The following is a 22,462-nucleotide window of genomic DNA, read 5'->3' as shown; positions in this document are numbered from 1 at the left end:
AAAATAATCAAAAATGAAAAAGTCGGTTACAAGAATTATTTTAGTGCTTATCATCGTTTTATTCGGTGGGGCTATGTATTACTTATACCATAAGAATGCTGAAGATCCCGTGGTGTATGAAACCGAAACACCAAGCAAGAAAAACATCATTAAAAAAACTGTCGCAACAGGTAGTATTCTTCCCTTGGAGGAAGTGCTCATTAAACCTAATATTTCGGGAGTCATCGAAGAGGTTTTCGTTGAAGGGGGTGATTATGTTAAGTCCGGTGACCTTTTGGCCCGAATAAAGGTAGTGCCAAACTTAAATGCTTTAAATGATGCCAAGAACAATATTGATGAAGCCCGGATTGCCCTTGATGATCAAAAACGGAATTTGGACCGTCAAAAAGGGCTTTTTAACAAGGGGGTGGTGTCAAGGGTCGATCTAGAGCGGGCGCAGCTTAGCTTTGACCAGGCGCAACAGGCCTATCGTGCGGCTAACAAGCGCTATGATATTGTAAAGACTGGGACGACGAGTGGTTATGGTAATACAGCGAATACCATGATCAGGGCCACGGTCAGTGGTATGGTCCTGGATGTACCCGTTGAAGTGGGCAATCAAGTGATTGAAAGCAATACCTTTAATGAAGGTACGACCATCGCAGCCATCGCAGATGTTGAAAAAATGATCTTTGAAGGTAAGGTAGATGAGTCCGAGGTGGGCAAGATCAAGGAGGACCTCCCCTTGGAAATTACCGTGGGAGCCATTGAAAATAAGGTGTTTGATGCGGTTCTGGATTATATTGCGCCTAAAGGGAAGGAAGAGAACGGGGCCATCCAATTTGAGATCAAAGGAACCCTTGATAAGCAGGATACCGTATTCATTAGGGCCGGTCTTAGTGCCAATGCTTCTATAATTCTAGCAAGGGCCGACAGTGTTTTGGCCGTTAAGGAAGCTTTGGTGCAGTTTGATGTGGATACTAAAAAACCCTTTGTCGAGATTGAAAAAGGGGAACAGGATTTTGAGCGTAAGGATATTGAATTGGGAATTAGTGATGGTATCTTTGTGGAGGTCAAATCCGGAATTTCAGAAGGCGATAAGATCAAGGTCTGGAATGAGATAGAACCTGAGGAATCGGAAGATTAAAGGCCTTTCTTAAATAAATGAAAGTGGACCCAGAAATCAGGTTTAAAGGCTTACGGGTGTCCGTTTAAGTTTTTTAACATAATATTTGGAGTTGTTGTTGTAACATTTCAACAACTTCGAAGTCATATCCTTGGATTCGATTAGTGATAATTCCAAACAACAAACAAACCAACATGATTGAAATAAAAGATCTTCATAAATCCTATAAAATGGGAAGCAATTCCCTTCATGTACTAAAAGGAATAAATTTTACGGCAGAGGCAGGTGAATTGGTGGCGATCATGGGGTCTTCAGGTTCAGGTAAATCAACCTTGCTGAATATCCTGGGAATGTTGGATGAGGCCGATTCAGGGGATTATACCCTGGATGGTGTGCCCATTAAAAATCTAAATGAGACCAAAGCCGCCAAATATCGCAATAAGTTTTTGGGGTTTATCTTTCAATCGTTCAACTTGATCAATTATAAAAGTGCCTTGGAAAATGTGGCCTTGCCCCTGTATTATCAAAAGATTCCAAGAAAGGAGCGTCAGGTAAGGGCGATGAAGTATTTGGAGCAAGTGGGCCTAAAGGAGTGGGCACACCATTTGCCCAGTGAACTTTCCGGAGGTCAAAAACAGCGTGTCGCCATTGCCCGGGCCATGGCAGCGGAACCTAAAGTGCTGTTGGCCGATGAGCCTACGGGTGCTTTGGATAGTACGACCTCGTATGAGGTGATGGATCTTATCCAAAAAATAAATGACCAAGGAAATACGATTTTGGTGGTGACCCATGAGGATGATATTGCCCATATGTGCAAGCGGATCATTCATTTAAAGGATGGGGTTATCGAAAAGGACGAGAAAGTTACTCAGGTAAGGGCTTCGCAATATGTTTAGTAGGGATAGCTGGAAGGAAATATTCGAAACGATCCAAAAGAACAAATTACGAACGTTCTTATCGGGCTTTACCGTAGCCTTGGGTATTCTTATATTCGTTTCTTTGGTTGGTTTGACCAACGGACTCCAAAACACATTCGATGAGTTTTTCAATGATGACTCTACCAATACCTTCTTTATTTTTCCGGGACGAACTTCCATGCCGTATAAAGGCTATAAATCAAACCGACAGATTGAATTTGACAATAGCGATTTAGCCGATATTGGTAAGAATTTCTCGATGTTTGTCCAATATGTCTCTCCGAGAATCGATCGTAGTGGACTGGTGAAATACAATAATGAATCCAATAATTATACGACCAGGGCCGTAAGTGAGTCCTATCAATTTGCTGAGAAGACCATTATTATGAAAGGCCGCTATCTCAATTTTGAGGATGTCAAAAAGAAGGCTAAATATGCGGTCATCGGAAGGTTGGTTGAGAAGGATTTGTTTGGGAATGAGGATGCCATCGCCAAATACATTGATATTTCAGGGAGCGTTTTTAAGGTTATCGGTGTTTTTCAGGATGATGGGGGTGATGATGAGGAACGTAGGATTTACATTCCGTACACCACAAGGCAATTGATCGAAAAGAATACGGACAAGGTTAACCAAATCGTCGTCGGGTTTAAACCGGAAATAGGTTATGCAGGGGCCATGGCCTTTGATAAAAGTCTCGATAATTTCCTTAGGGAAAAGAAGTACATAAGTCCAAAGGACCAAAATGGGATTTATATCCGGAATGTGATGGACCAATATGAACAAAATCAGCAATTTGCGGGTGTTTTGGCCATTATAGGAGGGGCGATAGCCTTTGGAACCATTTTGGCAGGAATCATAGGGATCAGTAATATCATGGTATTCGTGGTCAAGGAACGGACCAAGGAATTGGGAATCCGGAAGGCCCTAGGGGCCACGCCTAGGGCGGTGGTTGGTTCCATATTGTTGGAGTCAACTTTTATAACTACTGTTTCGGGGGTGTTCGGGATGATTTTAGGGATGGCGATTTTAAGTTTCATGGGCGATAAATTGAAGGATTATTTTATTACCAATCCTTACATAAATTTAGGGTTGGCGATTTTTGCGACGATTTTGTTGATCGTATGTGGTGCGATTGCTGGGTATATACCCGCTAGGCGTGCTTCAAGAATTAAACCAATAGTGGCATTAAGAGACGATTAGTATGGGATTCTTATTCGATAAAAATACATGGCAGGAGATTTTTGGTTCTATTGGAAAGAATAAGACCAGAACGATTATTACCATGGTTGGGGTGCTGTGGGGAATCTTTGTCTATATAGGTCTTTCCGGGGCCGCAAAAGGAATGGACAACGGTTTTGAAAAGGTGTTCAAAACAGTCTCAATGAACAGTATGTTCGTTTGGGGGCAGAGTACGAGCAAGCCGTATGGCGGATTTAAAACCGGTAGGCAAATGCAATTAAAGTTGGATAATGTAACGGAATTGCAAAACAGGATTCCCGAAATACAATATATAGCACCCCGAATTACATTGGGCAATTTTGGTTCCGATCCGATTTATACGGTTCGTGGTCAAAAATCAGGAACGTATACCATAAACGGCGATTATCCGGTGTATACCAAAATCGCCACCAAGAAAATATTCGATGGGGGTAGGTTTATCAATGATGAGGACATCAGACAGGCGCGGAAGGTCTGCGTGATAGGGGAACGGAATTTACAGGAATTATTTGAAAAAGATGAAAATCCGGTAGGCCAGTATATTCGGATCGGTAGTGTGTATTTTCAAGTAATCGGTGTCCATAAAATGGCACAAGGCGTCAGTTTTGATAACGATGGAGATATTTTCATCCCCTTTTCCACGTATCGGAAATTGTACAATTCCGGGGATAATATTGGGTATATGTGTATTGCCGCCTATGATGATGCGGACGTTGTACAGGTTGAGAAGGATGTAAAGTCGATCTTGAAAAGTATCCATAAGGTGGCCCCAGATGATGATAGGGCCTTTGGTTCCTTCAATCTAGGGGAAATGTTCACCAAGATTTCCGGTTTTGCCAAGGGGTTGACCTTTGTGTCCCTAATCGTTGGGATAGCCACTATTTTGGCAGGGGTAATCGGTATTGGCAATATCCTTTTGATATCGGTCAAGGAACGTACCAAGGAATTAGGGGTGCGAAGGGCTCTTGGTGCAACACCTAATGAGGTGAGGTCCCAAATAATACTGGAGTCTGTATTCTTGACTGTTTTGGCGGGAATTATTGGGGTAATCCTCGGGGCAGGCCTGTTGAGCCTAATCAACAATATGACAAAGGATCTGGATTTTCCATATACCAATCCAACGGTGCCCATTCCTTATGTTTTGGGAGCCCTGGCCATCATGGTGGTATTGGGGACATTGATAGGGCTTATACCGGCACATCGGGCGGTAAGCATTAAACCCATTGATGCTTTGCGTGAAGAATAGAAAATAAACAACAAACCAGTATATAAATAAAAAGTTATTAAAATGAACAAAATTTTAAAATATTCGTTGATTGGACTTTTAGTGCTAGGAGCGCTTTGGGCTGCGGCATTTTTTATAAAATCCAACAGTAAATCCGCGGTTACCTATGAAACCATGAAACCGTTCATTGCCAATATTGAAAAGAAAACCGTGGCTACAGGAAAGGTTGTTCCCGAAGATGAGATTGAGATCAAACCACAGATTTCAGGAATTATAGAGAAAATCTTCTTGGAAGAAGGCGCTGAAGTGAAATCTGGGGATTTGATTGCCAGGATCAAGGTAGTGCCGAATGAACAGTCTTTGAACCAAGCTCGTGGCCGGGTGAGGAATGCCGAATTGGCGTTGAACAATGTGACCATTGAGTACAATAGGAATAAGGCCTTGTTCGAGAAGGGGGTCATATCGAACCAAGACTTCAACAATATACAATTACAGTTTGATCAAGCCAAACAAGAGCTTAGCAATGCCCAAAGCGATTACCAAATCATCAAAAGGGGTTCTGCAGGAGGCTCGGCAAGCGCCAATACGAACATAAGGGCGACAGTTGATGGCACTATTTTAGAGATTCCTGTAGAGGAAGGGTTTCAGGTCATTCAAAGTAACAACTTCAATGACGGTACCACCATTGCCACCATTGCGGATTTGACCAAGATGATCTTCGAGGGCAAGGTAGATGAAGGAGAGGTAGGGAAACTGAAATTGGGAACACCACTGAAAATAAGCCTTGGTGCTATTGAAGGAAAGGAATTGGATGCGAAATTGCGTTTTATTGCCCCTAAAGGCGTCGAGGAAACCGGTGCCGTACAGTTTAAGATCGAAGGGGATGTCGAGGTAGATGACGATGTTTTCATCCGTGCGGGTTACAGCGCCAATGCATCGATGGTCTTGGAAAAGAAAGATAGTATTATGGTCATTCCAGAGGCCTTGTTACAATTTGATAATAAAACGGATAAGCCTTATGTAGAGGTAGCGGTTGGAAATGTGGAGGACCAAAAGTTCGAGCGTAAGGATATTGAAATAGGGATTTCTGATGGGGTAAACGTTGAAATCGTTTCCGGTCTCACTAAAGATGACGAAGTAAAACAATGGAACAAGACCGAACCGATCAAAAAGGGGGAGGAAGAAGAAGACTCCGAGGAAAGTGAGGAATAAATCATCAATCAGTAATCAAAAAATCATAAAATGAAATTCAAACTAACAGCTATACTCCTGGTATTTACCGTTGGATGGGCAACGGCCCAGCAGAAAAAGTGGACCTTGGAAGAATGTGTTACCTATGCCGTTGAGAACAACTTGACCGTAGAACAATATGAGTTGGATCTCGAAAATGTTAAGATAGACGAAAAGGATGCCTTGGGCGGTTTGTTGCCAAGTTTAAATGCATCGACATCGGCATCGAGTAATACGGGTTTTTCTATCAATCCGACCAATAACCTTCCTACGAATAGTACGGCATTCAATGTAAACGCCAGTTTAAGTGCGGGCATTACATTGTACGATGGGTTACGGAATATCAAAAGGTTGAATAGGGCGAAAATGGCGGCGTTATCCAGTCAATATCGATTGGATAATTTAAAGGATGATATTCGATTGAACGTGGCCAATGCCTATCTTCAAATATTATCGAACAAGGAGGCCCTAAAGGTGTCAAAGGCCCAATATGCGGTTACCGAACAGGATTTAAAACGGACCAAGGAGTTGGTTGAATCCGGAGTGGTTGCCAAGGGGGATTTGTTGGAGATTGAGGCCACAGCGGCGAATCAGGAACAACAGATCGTGAATAATGAGAGTTTGGTGTTGATTTCACGGATCAACCTTGCGCAATTATTGCAGATTACCGATTATGAAAACTTTGACGTGGCAGAGGAAGTCTTTGAAATTCCACCTTCTGAAGTATTGAATAATTCCCCGAAGACCATATTTGCCAAGGCCTTGGAATTTCGGAACGACATTAAATTCTCCAAGTCCAATGTGGAGCTTGCAGAAAAGGATTTAGAGATTGCCAAAGGGGCCTACGCTCCAACCTTGTCGGGGTTCTTACAGTACGGGACAAGATATTCCGATGTTACCGCAATTCCTGACAGTAACGGGGTGCCGTATACTCCTGGGTTTAAGGATCAATTGTGGATTTTCGATGGTATTTCCTATGGGGCTCAATTGAACATCCCTATTTTTAACGGATGGAGCACACGAAATAATGTAAGCAGGTCTAGAATTAGTTTGGAGAAATCCAAACTACAGTTCGAACAGGACAAATTAGATCTGGAGACGCGCATAAATCAGGCCTATGTGGATGTTACTACCTTTTCTAAGTCTTACGAGGCTGCCGAAAAAACATTGGCAGCGAGAAGATTGGCTTATGACTATGCCAAGGAACGTTTTGATGTGGGGTTGATGAACTCCTTTAACTACAGCCAGGCACAATCCAGGGTCGATAATGCGGAAGCCGATGTGGTACGGACGAAATATGCCTATATTTTCAGGTTGAAGATCCTAGAATTCTATTTTGGCATACCACTTACATTGAATTAAAAGCTTTGTTGGAATAAGTAAAGGCCCATTACTGGAATTCGTAATGGGCCTTTTTATATTTAGGGCATTAGGTCTATCTTTGCAAGCTATGGCTTTGATACTGAATTTAGAGACCGCTACGACCAATTGCTCTGTTTCCATAGCGAAAGATGGGGACGTAGTAGCGATTAAGGAACACAATACGCCTAATTTTTCCCATTCCGAACAATTGCATGTCTTTGTTGAAGAGGTGCTGCGGGAAGCCTCCTTGGGCAAGGATGATCTTGATGCGGTTGCTGTGAGTAAAGGCCCCGGCTCCTATACAGGATTGCGTATTGGCGTATCCGCAGCAAAAGGGTTGTGTTATGCCTTGGATTTACCCTTGATTTCGGTGCCTACCCTCCGAAGTATGGCGGAACAGGCCAAGGCTTCCGAAATTGATTTTATCGTCCCATTGTTGGATGCCCGTAGAATGGAAGTGTACTCCATGGTTTTTGATAAGGATTTGATGGAAGTGCGTGAGACGAAGGCGGAAATCATTGATGAGGATTCCTTCCAAGAGTACGCAAGTAAAGGTAAGGTGCTTTTATTGGGCAGTGGGGCTGAAAAATGTATGGGAGTCATAGAACACGAAAATGTGACCTACAATACAGCGGTTGTCCCCTCTGCTCGTGAGATGGGGATATTGTCCTTTAGGAAGTATCAGGAAAAAGACTTTGAGGATGTAGCCTATTTTGAGCCTTATTATCTAAAGGATTTCATGATGCAACGCAAAAAGCCCTAGGACTGCTTTTGGTGTATAACCCTTTGTGGAAAGGGGATTTCTATTCCAGCCGCGTCCAACCTATTTTTCAATTCTTCCATTACATGGAAATGCGCTGCCCAGAATACGTCGTTTTCTGCCCAAAAACGCAGGGAGAGGTTAACGGAGCTGTCGGCCAATGCCTCAACATAGACTTCCGGCGCGGGATCTTCCATAATATCCTTGTTTTCTGCGCATATTTCAAGTAAAATATCTTTTGCTTGTTTTATGTTGGAGTCATATCCTATTCCCACCGTTATTTTATCCCTTCTGGTATTTTGGGCGTTATAATTAATGATGTTGTTGTTGGATAGTTGTCCGTTGGGAATTATGGCGATTTGATTGCCAAAGGTGCTTAATTTGGTGGTGAAAATAGTGATTTCCCTAACCGTGCCATCGATACCCTGGGCGGAGATAAAATCACCCACCTTGAAGGGTTTAAAGACCAGAATAAGTACCCCGCCCGCAAAATTGGCCAGGGAACCCTGAAGGGCTAATCCAATGGCCAGTCCGCCCGCGCCAATAATTGCGACTAACGAAGAGGAGTGTACACCCAATTGGGTGATTACCAATACAAAAAGCATTATTTTTAGACCAATACTGATAAAACTTTGCAGGAAAGTTTCCAGAGAGGGGTCGTAATCCGCCTTAAGGAAGAACTTCCTGACCATTTTATTGATTAATCTAATGATCCATAGCCCAACTACTAAAATAAGGACGGCTGTAACTATGGAAGTGACCAGTCCTGGAAGAATTTCCCACAGCCATTCCTGGGCTTTTGTAATACTTTCTTCGTAATCGTTAAGTATATTCACGTGATATGGTTTTTGTGCAAAAAAAATAAAATTCCATTCCCCTATCAAATTATAAGCACTAAACAATTGTTAATCTTGGAGGATTATGGCAATGGTGCAATCCTTGGCAAGGGGTCGATAACGTATACCACAAAAAAAGCGCCCGAAAAGGACGCTTTGGTATTCGATTCAAGCAAGGGTTATTTAACCTCGAAAGTGATCTTTACATTAACGCGAAAATCGGATATCTCACCATCTTTTACGCTGGCACTTTGTTCTTGAACGTATACGGAACGAATGTTCTTAACGCTTTTAGAGGCTTCCGCTACTGCTTTTTTTGTGGCATCTTCCCAACTCTTCTCAGAATTGGCCAATACTTCGATAACTTTTAAAACTGACATAATTAGTGTTTTTTATTGTTTCCTTCAAGTTAACGAATTAAAAGAAGAAAGGCTAATGCAAAACATGAAAATCAACCGTTTAAGGCAACAACCTCATTGACCTTGTCACCCATCATATTCTTAAGCATGGTTTCTATGCCATTCTTTAGGGTATAGGTTGATGAGGGGCATCCACTACAGGCCCCCTGAAGGATTACATTGACGGTTTTGGTTTCCGATTCATAGGATTGGAAAAGGATGTTGCCACCATCACTGGCTACCGCAGGTTTTACATATTCTTCCAATATGTCGATGATCTGTTTGGATGTGTCGTCCAAGAAATCGGGAAGGGCATCGGCTTTTGCGGTCTCTGCCTTGGAAACAGCAATGCTATTTTCCGAAATCACCTCATTGCCATTGGCTATGAATTCCCGGATCATTTCACGTAGCTCCATCGTAATGTCATCCCATTCGGCAACATCATACTTGCTTACGGAAACGTAATTCTCATCCAAGAATACTTCTTTTACAAAAGGAAATTGGAAGAGCTGTTTCGCCAATTTAGAGTCTTTGGCCTCATCGATGTTCTTGAATTCGAAAGTGGCCGGTACAATCCGCATGTTACAGACAAATTTCATGACCGATGGGTTTGGTGTCACTTCGGCATAAACGGTAATGGGTACTTTATTGGTGTTGGTCGTGTCATCTTCGATGACAACAGGCTCCCCGGAATTCAGGTAGTCGGCCAATTGCTGTGCGACTTCATCCTGGACATCGGCCCATTCGATGATATTAAAGCGTTCCAATCCTATGAAATTACCCGAAATGTAAACGGTTTTGATAAAAGGAAGATGGAATAACTGTTGGGCCAGGGGTGATTTTTTGGCCTCATCTATATTTTTAAACTCGTAATTATTGTTTTTGGTAATGAAATGGTTGGTCTCAAATTTTACAACCGCAGGGTTGTTCGTTTGTTTTACAGCTATTGAGTACGACTTCATATAATTATGTTTTCGGCAAAAGTACGAACTTATTCGTACTTTGTCGAAATATAATAATGTTGCGATTCAACCGTTATATGTTATGTTTGGTCGATATTAAATTGGAAATCCCCAGTATCTATATGAAATTTCGCTTGCTGCTAATCTTTGTTTTTTTGGCTTTTGGCTTTAGGTCTTTGGCCCAAGAAGGCATTCCCGTATATTTTGATTATCTGTCCGATAACTATTATCTGGTTTATCCTTCAATGGCGGGTATAGGGGAAGGTGGTAAGATTAGGGGGACGATTAGGAAACAATGGTTTTCTGTGGATGAAGCCCCGAACCTACAAACACTGAGTGCCAATTTTCGACTTGGTGACGGACCAAGCGGTGTGGGGGCCATATTTTTTAACGACGCCAATGGATATCATTCCCAAACGGGTCTAAAGCTTACCTATGCGCATCACTTAAAACTGGGTGGCGATGTGCGCTATTTAAACCAATTGTCTTTCGGTATCAGTGGTGGATTGCTACAAAGTAGTCTGGATGAATCCGAATTTCGTTCCGTTATTCCCGATCCGGTTATAACCGGAGGTAATAATAGTGTCAGTTATTTTAATGTGGATTTAGGGATGTCGTATAGTTTAATGGACTTTTATGCGCATTTTTCCGTATTGAATGCCTTGGGTAGCGGAAGGGATCTGTATTCGGCCATTGAATTTGATAACCTAAGACGATATCTGATATCGGCAGGATATGTTTTTGGAAAGAGCGAATGGCAATACGAACCGTCTGTTCTTTTTCAACTTACCGAATTTACGGAAGAAAAGACCATGGATATCAATGCCAAGGTGTATAAGGATGTTGATTTTGGTAGAATTTGGGGTGGTTTATCCTATAGAAGAAGTTTCGACGGGGCACAGTTCTTGGTCGATGGTTCCTTTGGGGAACAACGACTGCAATTGATAACCCCGATTATAGGTGCGAACTTCAAAAATTTTATGGTTTCCTATAATTACTCCTATCAAATGGGGGATGTGCGTTTTGATAACGGAGGATTCCATCAGATTACCGTGGGGTACGATTTTGGGCAATCGGAACGTAGATACGATTGTTATTGCCCTGCTGCGCAATAGGTTTCCCAAACACAAAAACGCCACATACCCATGTAAGGGTATATAGCGTTTGATGTAAAGCCCGTTAGGGTCTGTTAATCCCACCTATAGTTTTTCTTTTCAGCTTGCTTTTTTATGGCTTCCAACATGGCGTTCTCCAATTCGCCAGCGGTGTTTTCCTTTTGGTTTTTGGCAATGTATGCATCCCGTTTTGCATTGAGTTCCTGTATCTCTTTTTGGATACCGGCACGCTCCGACTTTTTTGTTTCGATATAATCTTCTATTTCCGCTGTTGATTTATTCTGCAGTTCTTGGGGTAATTGTTCTTTTTCGATGGCCGCAACATTAAAATCCTCGTCTTCCACCGCATCGACCAAATCCCACGATGCGTTGTTATACATCCTGGAGCTTTTACTTACGGCCCTTTTCACGATTACCACTTCCTCCAATGCCTCGGCATTGGCATCCTGTTCTGCCTGCATGGCCATTTTGGAGGCGCCGAGACTTCCGTACGAGATGTAGGTTGTATTCAATTTGCCATTCAATTTAATGATGATGTCATCATAAGGGGTGTCGATATGTACGACACGCTTGTTGTGGTCTATGGCTAAATATTCCCCTCCGGTCATGGTGGCCCCTTTTTTCCAGGCCGAATTTATGCCTTGTTCATAGTTGCCACAGAATATGGTGTTCACAACCACCTGCTTTTCGTTGGCATTGGCAACAGCATCCTTATAATTCAATTTTCCTTGGGTAAAGGGTTCGTTGCCGGCAATAAAGATCATCTTCAAATGGTCAGGGTTCTTCCCCCAGTCCAATTGCTTCAATGAGGTTTGAATGACCTGTCCACAGAATTCCTCACCTCCATTGGTGGTCAATGAAAATAGTTTTTCAGAGATTTCATCAAGATCACTGCTAAAATCCAGGACCTGCTGAATGTACCCTTCTCGGGATGATAGATTGTCATTGCCGTACTGATATAGGGCTATCTCCAATTTAGGGCGTATGTCGTTGCCGCATTTGGCATGGGTAAACTTGTTTACAATATCCCAAAGTTGCGATTTGGCTTGGTTGATCAACCCGTCCATACTGTTGCTGGTGTCCAATAACAAAGCGATTTTGACCGTGTTGTTATCTGATTTTTCATTTTCCCCAGGAACAATGGCTTCGGCTATAACAGCATTGCTTTTCGTGTTTTTTGGACTTAATTCACAGCCATAGGCCGTATGGATCGTTGTTGCCAATAAGCACATTCCTAGAATTCGATGTAGATTTTTCATAATAGTTGTTTTTATTTTGTTGTTTTTCCTTGACGGAATTTTTCTATGGCAGCTACGGTCAAGTAAGCGAAACCTGCCATTAGGGTTAAGGTTAGCATAAGTTTAAGGTAGGTCGCGAGGGTCCACATTATGGCCGACGTTATCCTTTCAAATAAATCCATCTGATGTACTTGGACCTCGGAAAGTGAGAGTTTAACGGTGCAGAATTCATTTTCCTCATCAAAGTTCCCCAAGCTCACCCCGAGGTCTTGCAATTGTTGTTCGATCTCAAGGATCCTGTTTTCAAGTTGCATGTATTCCTCAATACGGCCCCCTTCCCCCTTAAGGGCGATCAGGGAACTTCTGATTTTTTCTAGCGATAGTTTTTTGGCGCGGAGTTCCTTGTATTCATTGGTTTTGTCTTTTTTGGTAATTTGCTTGGCCTGTACGGTGCCAATTTCGATAAGTCGCTGATACATCGAATCAAAATGCTTGGGAGGTACCCCAATGACCAGGTTCAGGTTGCGGAAACCAGTGTTCCCATTTTTGTTCTCGAACTGTATGAGTCCGTTAAAATCCAAAATCTGTTTCCTGATCCGTTGTTCATTCAAATCGAACCGATTGGTAGACGATTTGATATCGGCGATTTTTTCGTATTTCTGATCGATACGCATGGGGGCCTGTCCGGATTGTACCTTGTGTTTTATGGTCGCATAGTTCTTGCGGATATCTAGATTGGATTCCGAAACTTCGGGTTGATGGATAAACGGTCCCGGTGTAGGTGTTTCTTTCCCTGCTGTCGCCAACCGATAGGCAAAGAGGGCGAAGAACCCTATGCAAAGGATAAATACTGTTTTTTTAACTTTAAGCTTTCGTGTTGTTTTCATGTCCAGTGGTTTCATTGTACTGGGTAAATGTATCTCTAGGCTTTTTGCGAAAAAACAAGGAATGAGGCAAAGCCCCTGTTCAATGAGTAAAGCGTCCCTTTGGTTCTGTAAAGTCCACATTAAGGCTATCTTATTGCCTATTTTGGCTGTTTAGGCATTTTTTATTGCCGCATAAATCAGCTAAGTTTACGTTGTGTTTAAGGAATAATGAAAAGAATAAACCACATCATACTGCTACTGCTCATAGGGGCGTTATCCTGTCTCCCACAGGTTTTGATGGCACAGGCCAAGGTCGAGATCAAGGGAACGGTGAAAGGAATGGAGAACGATTCGCCGATCTCCGGTGTTGGGGTTTCCACAGATTCAGGATCCTATACCTTGACCAATAGCTTTGGTGAATTTAAGATTGATGCGTACATCGGGGAGGAACTCACCTTCCAAAGCCCGCATTTTGAAACGGTGCGTCACCGGATTCGAAGCAATGAGGATGTTGATGTGAAAGTCAAGGGGTATGTAGCTAAAAGCAACGGTAGTTTTAGAGGAAGTAAAAGTTCCCTTGACCGCTTGTCGCTACACGCGCTATATCTAGACTCTGCCAATTACTTTAAGAAGAACGATATTGAAAAAAGTATTGACTACATTACAAAGTCAATCACACACTTAGGGCCAAGGGCCGATAAAGGGGAGCTTTCACGGTCTTTGACGGTTCTCGGCGAGGTGTATCTCTATCATAAGCAATACGACCTGGCCATTACCAACTTGTCCGATGCCCTAGATGCCCAATCCACAACTAGAACCATTTTTTTATTGGGCAAGGCTTATGTGGCCAATAAGGATTTCGGGGAGGCAGAGCAAACCTTGTTGCCCTTGACAAAGATCAATAAAATGGTTCCATTCCAAAAAGTGGAACTCTATGAATATTTGGGGGATGCCTATTTGGGCATGGGGAATATCGATAAGGCCGTGGCATTTTATTCGGAAGGGTTGACCATCGCCGAGAAAAACCAGATAGCCCCCAAAGTGACCGATCTGAACTCGAGGATCGCCGATGCCTATGTAAAAGGCAATCGGAATATCGAGGCAGAGGGGTATTATTCCAATTCATTGCAATTGGCCAAACGTCAGGCGCCCCAACGATCAATACAGGAAAAGGAGAAAGTGGCTGACTTTTACAATAAGAAGAACCGGTTCGATGAGGAAATCCAATTGCGTAAAGAGAGTCTGAACGAACTCGGGGAATTACCGGCCCGGGCCAAAGTGAGTCTCGATAAACCGGAATCCCTTGACTCCATTACCTCCCAACGGATCAATTACAAGATCGCAAACGCCTATATCGCCCAGGAAAATTATGATGAGGCCATTCCCTATTTACAAAAGAGTATCGTGGAGGCCGACAGTGAGGACGATTTGATCATTCAAAAGGATGCCACGCGAAAGTTGTCAGAGGCCTATGAGTACAAGGGGGAGTTCAATAAGGCCTTGGAGACCTATCAAGACTATGTGGCCGTGGTCGATACCCTCTACATCCGAAAAGAACAGGAAATTTCCCGTGCTGCGCGACTCAATCGCGAAATTTCGTCGAAACAGAGCCGTATCGATGGCTTGGAACAAGAACGGCAATTGTCACAGAGCAAGTACGACCTGGCGATTACCGATCAACAATTGCAGGAGGAAAGTAACAAGAGAAAAAATTGGGTGATCTATTCCCTGCTTTTTGGAATGTTGTTATTGGGGGTGGCGGCCTTCTTTTTCTACCGGAGCAACCAGCAACAAAAATTGGCCAATAACCTTCTGGCCTTAAAGTCCTTGCGTTCCCAAATGAACCCGCATTTTATCTTCAATGCTTTAAACTCGGTGAACAGTTATATCGCCAAGAGTGATGAGCGTAGCGCCAACAGGTTTTTGAGTGATTTTTCAACCCTGATGCGGACGGTATTGGAGAATTCCGAGGAAGATTTCATTCCCCTGACCAAGGAATTGGAATTGTTGCGGCTCTATGTAAAATTGGAGCATTCCCGTTTTCCCGATAAGTTCGATTATACCTTGGATGTGGATCGGGATATTGATTTGGAAAGCTATCAAATTCCGCCTATGCTCTTACAGCCCTATATCGAAAATGCAATATGGCACGGTCTGCGCTACAAGGAGGACAAAGGCAGCTTGCGCATCCATTTGGAAAACATAGATAAGAATTCCATTCGGATCAGTATTGAGGACAATGGTATCGGAAGAAAGAAATCCGCTGCCTTGAAGACCCAAAACCAGAAAAAACAAAAATCAAAGGGAATGGGCAATATCAGTAAACGAATTGCCATCCTCAATGAAATGTACAAGGACAAGGTAGACGTTCATATCACCGATTTAAGTAAAGATGGTAGTGGAACCAAGGTCCTCTTCACGTTAAAAAAGGATACATGAAATTAAAAGCGCTTATTGTAGAGGATGAGGCCAATAGTAGGGAGATACTTCAAAACTATGTGTCGAAATATTGTGAAAACGTTACGGTCCTAGGGGAAGCCGCCTCAATAAAGGAAGCACGGGATTTTATCGAAAACAATGCGTTGGACCTGGTTTTTCTCGATGTTGAAATGCCCTATGGCAATGCCTTCGACCTTCTGGACCAATTGCCGGATAGGGAATTTGAAACGGTCTTTGTCACGGCCTACAATCAATACGCCATGGATGCCCTGAACAACCATGCGGCCTACTATTTGATGAAACCCATCAATATCGATGAATTGATCAAGGCGGTGGACTATGTCTCCGAAATCAAGACCAAGGAGACGGACTTGGAGAATAAGGTGTTGAATGCCCAATTGCCGGGTGTGGAGGGAAAGATCACCATTCCCCAGCAAGACGGTTTCCAGGTGCTCAATGTCAGCGAGATCTTCTATTGCAAAGCCGATGATAATTATACCGAAATCCATTTGGAAAACAAGAAGATCTTGGTGAGTAAGACCCTTAAGTATTTTGAGGAGGCACTTTCCGGGTTTCCCTTTGCACGTATCCATAAATCGTATCTGGTGAATGTGAATGAGGTCGTGAAATACAAAAAAGGAAAAGGGGGCAGTGTGGTCGTATCAAATGGGAGGGAACTTTTGGTTTCCGCATCCAAAAAGAAGGAATTATTGGCGTATTTTTGAACTACAAAATAAAATACGATACAACCAATGTTAATGAAATCGGTTAGGGGGAAAACCCCAATAATAGGAGAAGATTGTTTTATAGCTGAAAATGCCACCATTGTGGGCGAAGTAACCATGGGCAATCAATGTAGTGTTTGGTTCAATGCCGTCCTTAGGGGCGATGTGCATTTTATCAAAATGGGAAATAAGGTGAATGTTCAGGATGGTGCCGTGGTACATTGTACGTACGAGAAATCACCCACCACCATTGGGAATAACGTTTCCATAGGGCATAATGCACTGGTGCACGGATGTACCATCAAGGATAATGTTCTAGTAGGGATGGGAAGCATCATCATGGATGATTGCGTGGTCGAAAGCAATAGTATCATTGCGGCCGGGGCCGTATTGACCAAAGGTACCCACGTACCCGAAGGTTCTATCTTCGCCGGTATGCCCGCAAAAAAAATAAAGGATATCAGTCCGGAATTGAGCAAGGGCGAGATCGATAGGATTGCCAATGCCTATATAAAATACTCCAGTTGGTTTAAGGAGGAGTAGTCCTTATCCCGTTATTCGGTTTGGGGACGTTTCCAAAAGCTGAAGTATTGGATTTGGTCACCACGGATTAATTTGTTGTAATTGGTTTGTTTTCAAAGCAATGGCTTTTTTATGGCTGACGGCCAAGGAAGGGTATTTTTGTGTCGTACTGTCGTCTGTGCGAGAATATTCCCTATTTTTGCTAACCAAAATTTAAAATTATGAATGCATATATATTTCCCGGTCAAGGAGCCCAATTCGTAGGAATGGGATTGGATCTTTATGAAAAATACCCATTGGCACAAAAGATGTTCGAAAGTGCCAATAAGATCTTGGGTTTTCCAATTACCGATATCATGTTCGAAGGTACGAACGAGGATCTAAAACAAACCAAGGTAACCCAGCCTGCCATATTTCTCCATTCGGTGATTTTGAGTAAGGTTATGGGTGATGCCTTTAAACCTGAAATGGTTGCGGGACATTCCCTAGGGGAATTTTCAGCCTTGGTGGCCAACGGGGTTTTGAATTTTGAAGACGGATTGAAATTGGTCTCACAAAGGGCTTTGGCCATGCAGAAGGCCTGTGAGTTGCAACCGGGAACCATGGCGGCCGTATTGCGGTTGGAAGATGAGGTGGTTGAAAAAATCTGTGGGGAGACCGAAGGGATTGTGGTAGCGGCAAATTATAATTGCCCTGGACAATTGGTGATTTCCGGGGAAGTGGATGCCATTAACGCCGCCTGTGAAAGTTTGAAGGCCGCGGGTGCCCGTAGGGCCATGGTGCTTCCTGTGGGAGGGGCCTTCCATTCGCCTTTGATGAAGCCGGCTGAGGAACAATTGGCTGCGGCCATCGAGGCCACTGAATTTTCAGCGCCAACATGCCCGATTTACCAAAATGTAACGACCATGGCGGTGACGGATCCTGCTGAAATTAAAAAGAATTTGATCTCCCAATTGACTTCCCCCGTAAAATGGACGCAGAGTGTGCGAAATATGGTAAAGGATGGGGCTACATTGTTTACGGAAGTAGGTCCCGGTAAGGTATTACAAGGCTTGGTCAAGAAAATTGAACCCACGGTTGAGGCCGTTTCGGCAGAGGTATCCTAAGGGGTCTTGACCCAGTATATTGCATTTGAGCCAAAAAAGCCTGTTTTAATCCTAGGAATTAAGGTGATCGCTTTTTTTTTAGTAATATTGACTCCCTATTTTTTGGTTTGACCATACAGGTTCATCAACTATTTTTTGGTGCGGTAGGTTCAAAAAAACGGTCTATGAAAAAGAAAAGAAAAGATACCATGGTTACCCCATTTCAAGCGATGTCCAAGATTTCCAAAAAGTTATTGTTTTTTGGTGCGTTTCTGTTGTTGTCCGTTAGCGGGTATGGGCAGACGGTGTCCATAACAGCTTCGCAGGCTACTGCTGAAGAAGATGGGCCAGTTTCAGGGGAATATACCATAAGTTTAACTGGAGGTACATTCCTTAATCCAGTAAACGTTTTTTTATCTGTAGATCCATCAAGTACTGCGACTGCAGGTGATGATTATACGGCCCTTCCTGTTTCTGTTTCTCTATCTCCTAATTTTTTTGGAGATGCATCAACTACAGTTGCTCTTGATGTTTTGGATGATAACTTAATTGAAAATGATGAAAACGTTATTTGGCAGATAGATTTAGGTAGTTATAGCATAGATTTAAGTAATGCTTCTGCCGAAATCACTATTTTGGATAATGATGTTGCTGGCTTTACGGTAACTGAATCTGGGGGTAGTACATCGACCAATGAGTCTGGGACTACTGATAATCTTAGCGTTGTTTTAGATGCACAACCCTTGTCGGATGTAGTTATCAATATAACTTCGTTAGATACGGGTGAAGGTACGGTTGCCCCTGCAAACCTGACGTTTACCAATGCTAATTGGAATACGCCACAGACAGTAACGGTAACGGGGGTTAACGATACGGCAGTTGATAATGATCAAACCTATGATGTAAGATTTCGAGTAGTAGATGCAAGTAGCGACGATGATTTTGATCCCGTACTAAATCAGGATGTGTCCGTGACGAATGTTGATGATGATATCCCTGGGTTCACTGTTGTAGCATCAGGTGGTAGTACGTTAACGAATGAGACGGGTACTTCGGATAGTTTTACGGTAGTATTGGATGCACAGCCACTAACCGATGTGGTCATCGATGTAACCTCGTTAGATACGGATGAAGGCACTGTTGATCTAGCAAATCTAACGTTTACCAACGCGAACTGGAATACGCCACAAATAGTAACGGTAACGGGAGTGGATGATGCAGTAGTTGACGGTGATCAAACTTATAATGTTAGGCTCAGGGTAGTGGATGCAAGTAGTGATAATGCCTTTGATCTATTACCGAACCAGAATGTATCAGTCACGAATGTCGATGATGATTCCTTTACGGCAACAATATCTACAACGGATGCCACTGGAGCGGAAGGGGGTAGTAACAATGGCGTTTTCGAGATTGATTTAGGAGCTGTAAATGACACGGGATCAGCTGTGACAGTGAATTATACTATTACTGGTACGGCAGATAATACCGACGACTACTTCACAATAGGTTCGTCAGTATCTGTTCCTGATGGTGATCAAACAGCTACAGTAACCATTGATCCTGTTAACGATACGGTAGTGGAAGGAACAGAGACTGTTGTTTTGACCTTGCTTGCAGATGCGGGGTATGATCTGGGGGCAGTGGCCAATAGAACGGCTACGGTCAACATCACTGATAATGATACTTTTACAGCCACAGTTTCCGCCACCGATGCTACTGGAGCGGAAGCAGGTAATAACAATGGTGTTTTCGAGATTGATTTAGGTGCGATAAACGCTTCAGGAAACCCTGTAACCGTAAATTATACCATAGGAGGAACTGCAGTTACGGCAGACTATGTCCTCATTGGCACTCCGATAACCATACCTAATGGTGGTCGAACAGCTACAGTGACCATTGATCCTGTAAACGATGTGATTGTAGAGGGCACGGAGACGGTTACTCTTACCTTGTTAGGAAGTGCCGATTACGATCTTGGTACTGCAAACAGTGCAAGTTTAAATATTGTAGACAATGACACCGCAGGCTTTACGTTATCCACCACTACGCTTTCCACAACGGAAAACGGCACTAGTGAGACCTTTACGGTGGTTTTGGATGCCCAGCCTCAGAGTAATGTAGTGTTGTTGGTCGCCTCTGGAGATACGGGTGAAGGTACTATTTCCGCTGGACAGGCCATATTGACCTTTACACCTCTGAGTTATAGTATACCTCAAACAGTTACCTTAAATCCGGTCGATGATACTGAGGTAGATGGTGATCAAAATTACAATATAACGGTAAGTGTATCCGATAACGATAGTGACGATAGTTTCGATGGTCTTTCGAACCAAACCATAGCAGTGACCAATGTCGATGATGATGTGGCTTCATTGTCAATAACAAATGCAGCCAATAATGAAAATGCCGCAAGCGGAACCATAGTCTTTAATGTAACATTGAGTAATGCCATTTCGGGAGGGACAACCGTAAATTATACGCTTTCAAATGGTACGGCCACAGGTGGCGGAGTTGATTTTGATAGTGCCGGGGGTTCGATCACTTTTGATGGTACTACCGGTGAGATTGAGCAAATCATAGTACCTATAGTGGATGATGCTATTTTAGAGGATTCAGAGACGTTTACCGTGCAATTGGGAACACCTACCAATGGTGTTAGTCTTGTTGCAGGTGGTTCTGCGACCGGTACGATCAATGATGATGATAACTGCGTTGCCGCACCCATTTTAAATACCGATGTACAAACCACCTTCTGCGGTACGTTTACCTACGGTGATGGTACGCCTATGAGTTTAAACGATTATACCGATTCAACACCACCGGCAGGAACGGTACTGACATGGAGTTTACTTTCCAATCCATTAAATACAGGGGCCCATTTGCTTCCTTCGGAAGTTGATAATCCGGCCAATGGGGGTTCGTATTATGGTTTCTTCTATGACGCGGACAATAATTGTGCCAGTGGTACCATCGAAGTGGAATTGACCTTAAACCCCATACCGGTCATCGCCGGGACCCTTGGGGATGAATTATGTGGTCCAGGGGAAGTAACCCTTTCGGCCAATGCCGCTGCCGATGCTGATACCCCGCCAACCTTTACATGGTACGATAGTGCAACAGGGGGGAACCTCCTTGGTACAGGGCTTACCTTTACCGATAATATCTCAACCACAACCAGTTATTTTGTGGAGGCTACGGCCAACGGTTGTGTGTCTGAACGACAGGAAGTGGTAGCGACGATCTATCCTGCACCCTCGGCAGGCACTACAACCAATACTTCGGCCTGTAGTATTGCCGCCAATGGGACTTCCATTAGGGATTTGGATGATTTGATAACGGGACAAGGTAGTGGTAGCTGGAGTGTTACCACCGACCCCTCGAATTCAATAGTGCTAGGCAGTGATAATATCATTGATTTTGAAGGATTGACAGAAGGGAGTTATGTGTTTACCTATACCACCGATGATGCAACCGCACCATTTTGTGATAACGTAACCTCACAAGTGACCATAACGGTCAATGATTGTGATATGGATAGTGATTTAGATGGACTTTTTGATGGTGTTGAGGCTATTCTGGGTACAGATCCAAACAACGTGGATTCCGATGGCGATGGTATCGAGGATGGCGTCGAAGTCGGGGACGATTCCGCCAATCCTTTGGATGAAGATGGGGATGGCATCATCGATGCCTTGGATTCCAATATCGACGATACCGATATGGATGGTGTCGTGGATCAATTGGATCCTGCGAATACCAACCCATGTTTGCCAAACCCCGATAGCGAATTCTGTGTGGCTACCGTGGATCTCGAAATCACAAAAACGGCCGATGTCGATTACCTGAGGATAAACGAACAAATGACCTTTACCATAACGGTAAATAATATTTCTATGGAAGATGCGGCCTCCATTCAGGTGAGTGAAGTCCTCGATCCGATGGGCTTTAACTATATCTCACATTTTACCGGAGTCGGTAGTGGGGTTTATGATGAAGTGGCAGGTACTTGGGATATTCCTTTGTTGAATGCAGGGGATAGTGTTACCCTCGTAATCTTGGTCGAAACCATAGCATCAGGTTTTTACGATAATACGGCCACGATCACAGCGGTTTCCCCATTTGATATTGACCCGGACAATAATGAGGCTACGGTTACCATAGAGGTCGGGGAACGCAGTAACAATGAATGCGGATTCCTGTTCAACCAGTTTTCACCTAACGGCGATGGCACCAACGATTTCTTGTATATCAATTGTATCACCAACCCTGAATATGCGGGTAACTCGTTGGAAATCTACGACCGTTATGGGAATCAGGTGTTTGCGACCCGGGACTATGACAATACTTGGGATGGAACACGTAATAATAAGGAATTGCCGAAAGGGACTTACTTCTACATTTTGGATTTGGCCGATGGGTCTGAAGTTAAAAAAGGTTGGATCCAAATCATAAGATAAT

General features: G+C 43.3%; 18 protein-coding genes. 13 read left to right on the top strand and 5 right to left on the bottom strand.

Translation table 11 applies throughout. The annotated features are described in order from the left end of the window. The first annotated feature begins 13 nt into the window (after positions 1-13). The 7 genes from HPE56_RS10775 to tsaB all read left to right on the top strand — a co-directional run bounded on the left by HPE56_RS10775 (position 14) and on the right by tsaB (position 7,821). On the top strand, positions 14-1,126 hold the full coding sequence (locus HPE56_RS10775) for an efflux RND transporter periplasmic adaptor subunit (protein ID WP_188243769.1): 1,113 nt from the start codon (positions 14-16) through the stop codon (positions 1,124-1,126). A gap of 173 nt (positions 1,127-1,299) precedes the next feature. Beyond that, the gene (locus HPE56_RS10770) at positions 1,300-2,001 is read left to right on the top strand and encodes an ABC transporter ATP-binding protein (RefSeq protein ID WP_188243768.1); all 702 of its coding nucleotides are present in this window, start codon (positions 1,300-1,302) and stop codon (positions 1,999-2,001) included. Further along, on the top strand, positions 1,994-3,223 hold the full coding sequence (locus tag HPE56_RS10765; RefSeq protein ID WP_188243767.1) for an ABC transporter permease: 1,230 nt from the start codon (positions 1,994-1,996) through the stop codon (positions 3,221-3,223). The genes HPE56_RS10770 and HPE56_RS10765 overlap by 8 nt, the downstream gene beginning before the upstream one ends. A 1-nt stretch (position 3,224) precedes the next feature. After that, positions 3,225-4,487, top strand: coding sequence for an ABC transporter permease (locus HPE56_RS10760; protein WP_188243766.1), 1,263 nt, complete (start codon positions 3,225-3,227; stop codon positions 4,485-4,487). A gap of 42 nt (positions 4,488-4,529) precedes the next feature. Then, positions 4,530-5,678: an efflux RND transporter periplasmic adaptor subunit gene (locus HPE56_RS10755; protein ID WP_188243765.1), complete on the top strand. Its 1,149-nt coding sequence runs from the start codon at positions 4,530-4,532 to the stop codon at positions 5,676-5,678. A gap of 30 nt (positions 5,679-5,708) precedes the next feature. After that, positions 5,709-7,058: a TolC family protein gene (locus tag HPE56_RS10750; RefSeq protein WP_188243764.1), complete on the top strand. Its 1,350-nt coding sequence runs from the start codon at positions 5,709-5,711 to the stop codon at positions 7,056-7,058. A gap of 88 nt (positions 7,059-7,146) precedes the next feature. Then, positions 7,147-7,821, top strand: a complete 675-nt coding sequence (gene tsaB, locus HPE56_RS10745) for a tRNA (adenosine(37)-N6)-threonylcarbamoyltransferase complex dimerization subunit type 1 TsaB (protein WP_188243763.1) — start codon at positions 7,147-7,149, stop codon at positions 7,819-7,821. On the opposite strand, the gene HPE56_RS10740 is transcribed toward tsaB, so the two are convergent. The 3 genes from HPE56_RS10740 to HPE56_RS10730 form a co-directional block, all read right to left on the bottom strand. Next, positions 7,818-8,654 carry a mechanosensitive ion channel family protein gene (locus HPE56_RS10740; RefSeq protein WP_188243762.1) on the bottom strand — a complete coding sequence of 279 codons (837 nt, stop codon included), beginning with the start codon at positions 8,652-8,654 and terminating at the stop codon, positions 7,818-7,820. The two genes, tsaB and HPE56_RS10740, sit on opposite strands and share 4 nt — an antisense overlap. Positions 8,655-8,833: 179 nt before the next feature. Further along, the gene (locus HPE56_RS10735; protein WP_188243761.1) at positions 8,834-9,034 is read right to left on the bottom strand and encodes a dodecin family protein; all 201 of its coding nucleotides are present in this window, start codon (positions 9,032-9,034) and stop codon (positions 8,834-8,836) included. A 71-nt stretch (positions 9,035-9,105) separates the two neighbouring features. Then, entirely contained in the window at positions 9,106-10,014 is a 909-nt protein-coding gene (locus HPE56_RS10730) for a NifU family protein (RefSeq protein ID WP_188243760.1), read from the bottom strand. 122 nt (positions 10,015-10,136) lie between these two features. Between HPE56_RS10730 and HPE56_RS10725 the strand changes: the two genes are divergently transcribed. Then, the gene (locus HPE56_RS10725; protein ID WP_188243956.1) at positions 10,137-11,129 is read left to right on the top strand and encodes a PorP/SprF family type IX secretion system membrane protein; all 993 of its coding nucleotides are present in this window, start codon (positions 10,137-10,139) and stop codon (positions 11,127-11,129) included. 74 nt (positions 11,130-11,203) lie between these two features. Here HPE56_RS10725 and HPE56_RS10720 read toward each other — a convergent pair whose 3' ends face one another. Together HPE56_RS10720 and HPE56_RS10715 are read right to left on the bottom strand one after the other, a co-directional pair. Next, a complete protein-coding gene (locus tag HPE56_RS10720; RefSeq protein WP_188243759.1) occupies positions 11,204-12,388 on the bottom strand; it encodes a vWA domain-containing protein in 1,185 nt (394 codons plus the stop codon). 11 nt (positions 12,389-12,399) lie between these two features. Next, on the bottom strand, positions 12,400-13,254 hold the full coding sequence (locus HPE56_RS10715) for a DUF4349 domain-containing protein (protein ID WP_188243758.1): 855 nt from the start codon (positions 13,252-13,254) through the stop codon (positions 12,400-12,402). 207 nt (positions 13,255-13,461) lie between these two features. Here HPE56_RS10715 and HPE56_RS10710 point away from each other — a divergent pair, with 207 nt between their 5' ends. The 5 genes from HPE56_RS10710 (at position 13,462) to HPE56_RS10690 (ending at position 22,461) form a co-directional block, all read left to right on the top strand. Then, positions 13,462-15,672, top strand: coding sequence for a tetratricopeptide repeat-containing sensor histidine kinase (locus HPE56_RS10710; RefSeq protein WP_188243757.1), 2,211 nt, complete (start codon positions 13,462-13,464; stop codon positions 15,670-15,672). After that, positions 15,669-16,397, top strand: coding sequence for a LytR/AlgR family response regulator transcription factor (locus HPE56_RS10705; protein WP_188243756.1), 729 nt, complete (start codon positions 15,669-15,671; stop codon positions 16,395-16,397). Before HPE56_RS10710 ends, HPE56_RS10705 begins: the two co-directional genes overlap by 4 nt. A 27-nt stretch (positions 16,398-16,424) precedes the next feature. Beyond that, complete coding sequence (locus HPE56_RS10700) at positions 16,425-16,940, top strand: gamma carbonic anhydrase family protein (protein ID WP_188243755.1); 516 nt, start codon at positions 16,425-16,427, stop codon at positions 16,938-16,940. 200 nt (positions 16,941-17,140) lie between these two features. Then, entirely contained in the window at positions 17,141-18,025 is an 885-nt protein-coding gene (fabD, locus tag HPE56_RS10695) for an ACP S-malonyltransferase (protein ID WP_188243754.1), read from the top strand. A gap of 164 nt (positions 18,026-18,189) precedes the next feature. After that, entirely contained in the window at positions 18,190-22,461 is a 4,272-nt protein-coding gene (locus HPE56_RS10690; RefSeq protein ID WP_188243753.1) for a Calx-beta domain-containing protein, read from the top strand. The last annotated feature ends 1 nt before the right edge of the window (position 22,462 follow it).

The sequence above is a fragment of the Maribacter aquimaris genome, assembly GCF_014596745.1.
In the GTDB taxonomy this organism is placed as follows: domain Bacteria; phylum Bacteroidota; class Bacteroidia; order Flavobacteriales; family Flavobacteriaceae; genus Maribacter_A; species Maribacter_A aquimaris.
This window is presented reverse-complemented; position numbering and strand designations above follow the sequence as displayed.

What these genes read in the sequence shown, in the direction of transcription:
- HPE56_RS10775 (WP_188243769.1), top strand. Translation starts at nt 14, where the DNA reads ATGAAAAAGTCGGTTACAAGAATTATTTTAGTGCTTATCATCGTTTTA.
- fabD (WP_188243754.1), top strand. Translation starts at nt 17,141, where the DNA reads ATGAATGCATATATATTTCCCGGTCAAGGAGCCCAATTCGTAGGAATG.
- HPE56_RS10700 (WP_188243755.1), top strand. Translation starts at nt 16,425, where the DNA reads ATGTTAATGAAATCGGTTAGGGGGAAAACCCCAATAATAGGAGAAGAT.
- HPE56_RS10760 (WP_188243766.1), top strand. Translation starts at nt 3,225, where the DNA reads ATGGGATTCTTATTCGATAAAAATACATGGCAGGAGATTTTTGGTTCT.
- tsaB (WP_188243763.1), top strand. Translation starts at nt 7,147, where the DNA reads ATGGCTTTGATACTGAATTTAGAGACCGCTACGACCAATTGCTCTGTT.
- HPE56_RS10715 (WP_188243758.1), bottom strand. Translation starts at nt 13,254, where the DNA reads ATGAAAACAACACGAAAGCTTAAAGTTAAAAAAACAGTATTTATCCTT.
- HPE56_RS10730 (WP_188243760.1), bottom strand. Translation starts at nt 10,014, where the DNA reads ATGAAGTCGTACTCAATAGCTGTAAAACAAACGAACAACCCTGCGGTT.
- HPE56_RS10705 (WP_188243756.1), top strand. Translation starts at nt 15,669, where the DNA reads ATGAAATTAAAAGCGCTTATTGTAGAGGATGAGGCCAATAGTAGGGAG.
- HPE56_RS10765 (WP_188243767.1), top strand. Translation starts at nt 1,994, where the DNA reads ATGTTTAGTAGGGATAGCTGGAAGGAAATATTCGAAACGATCCAAAAG.
- HPE56_RS10720 (WP_188243759.1), bottom strand. Translation starts at nt 12,388, where the DNA reads ATGAAAAATCTACATCGAATTCTAGGAATGTGCTTATTGGCAACAACG.
- HPE56_RS10710 (WP_188243757.1), top strand. Translation starts at nt 13,462, where the DNA reads ATGAAAAGAATAAACCACATCATACTGCTACTGCTCATAGGGGCGTTA.
- HPE56_RS10690 (WP_188243753.1), top strand. Translation starts at nt 18,190, where the DNA reads ATGAAAAAGAAAAGAAAAGATACCATGGTTACCCCATTTCAAGCGATG.
- HPE56_RS10750 (WP_188243764.1), top strand. Translation starts at nt 5,709, where the DNA reads ATGAAATTCAAACTAACAGCTATACTCCTGGTATTTACCGTTGGATGG.
- HPE56_RS10755 (WP_188243765.1), top strand. Translation starts at nt 4,530, where the DNA reads ATGAACAAAATTTTAAAATATTCGTTGATTGGACTTTTAGTGCTAGGA.
- HPE56_RS10770 (WP_188243768.1), top strand. Translation starts at nt 1,300, where the DNA reads ATGATTGAAATAAAAGATCTTCATAAATCCTATAAAATGGGAAGCAAT.
- HPE56_RS10735 (WP_188243761.1), bottom strand. Translation starts at nt 9,034, where the DNA reads ATGTCAGTTTTAAAAGTTATCGAAGTATTGGCCAATTCTGAGAAGAGT.
- HPE56_RS10725 (WP_188243956.1), top strand. Translation starts at nt 10,137, where the DNA reads ATGAAATTTCGCTTGCTGCTAATCTTTGTTTTTTTGGCTTTTGGCTTT.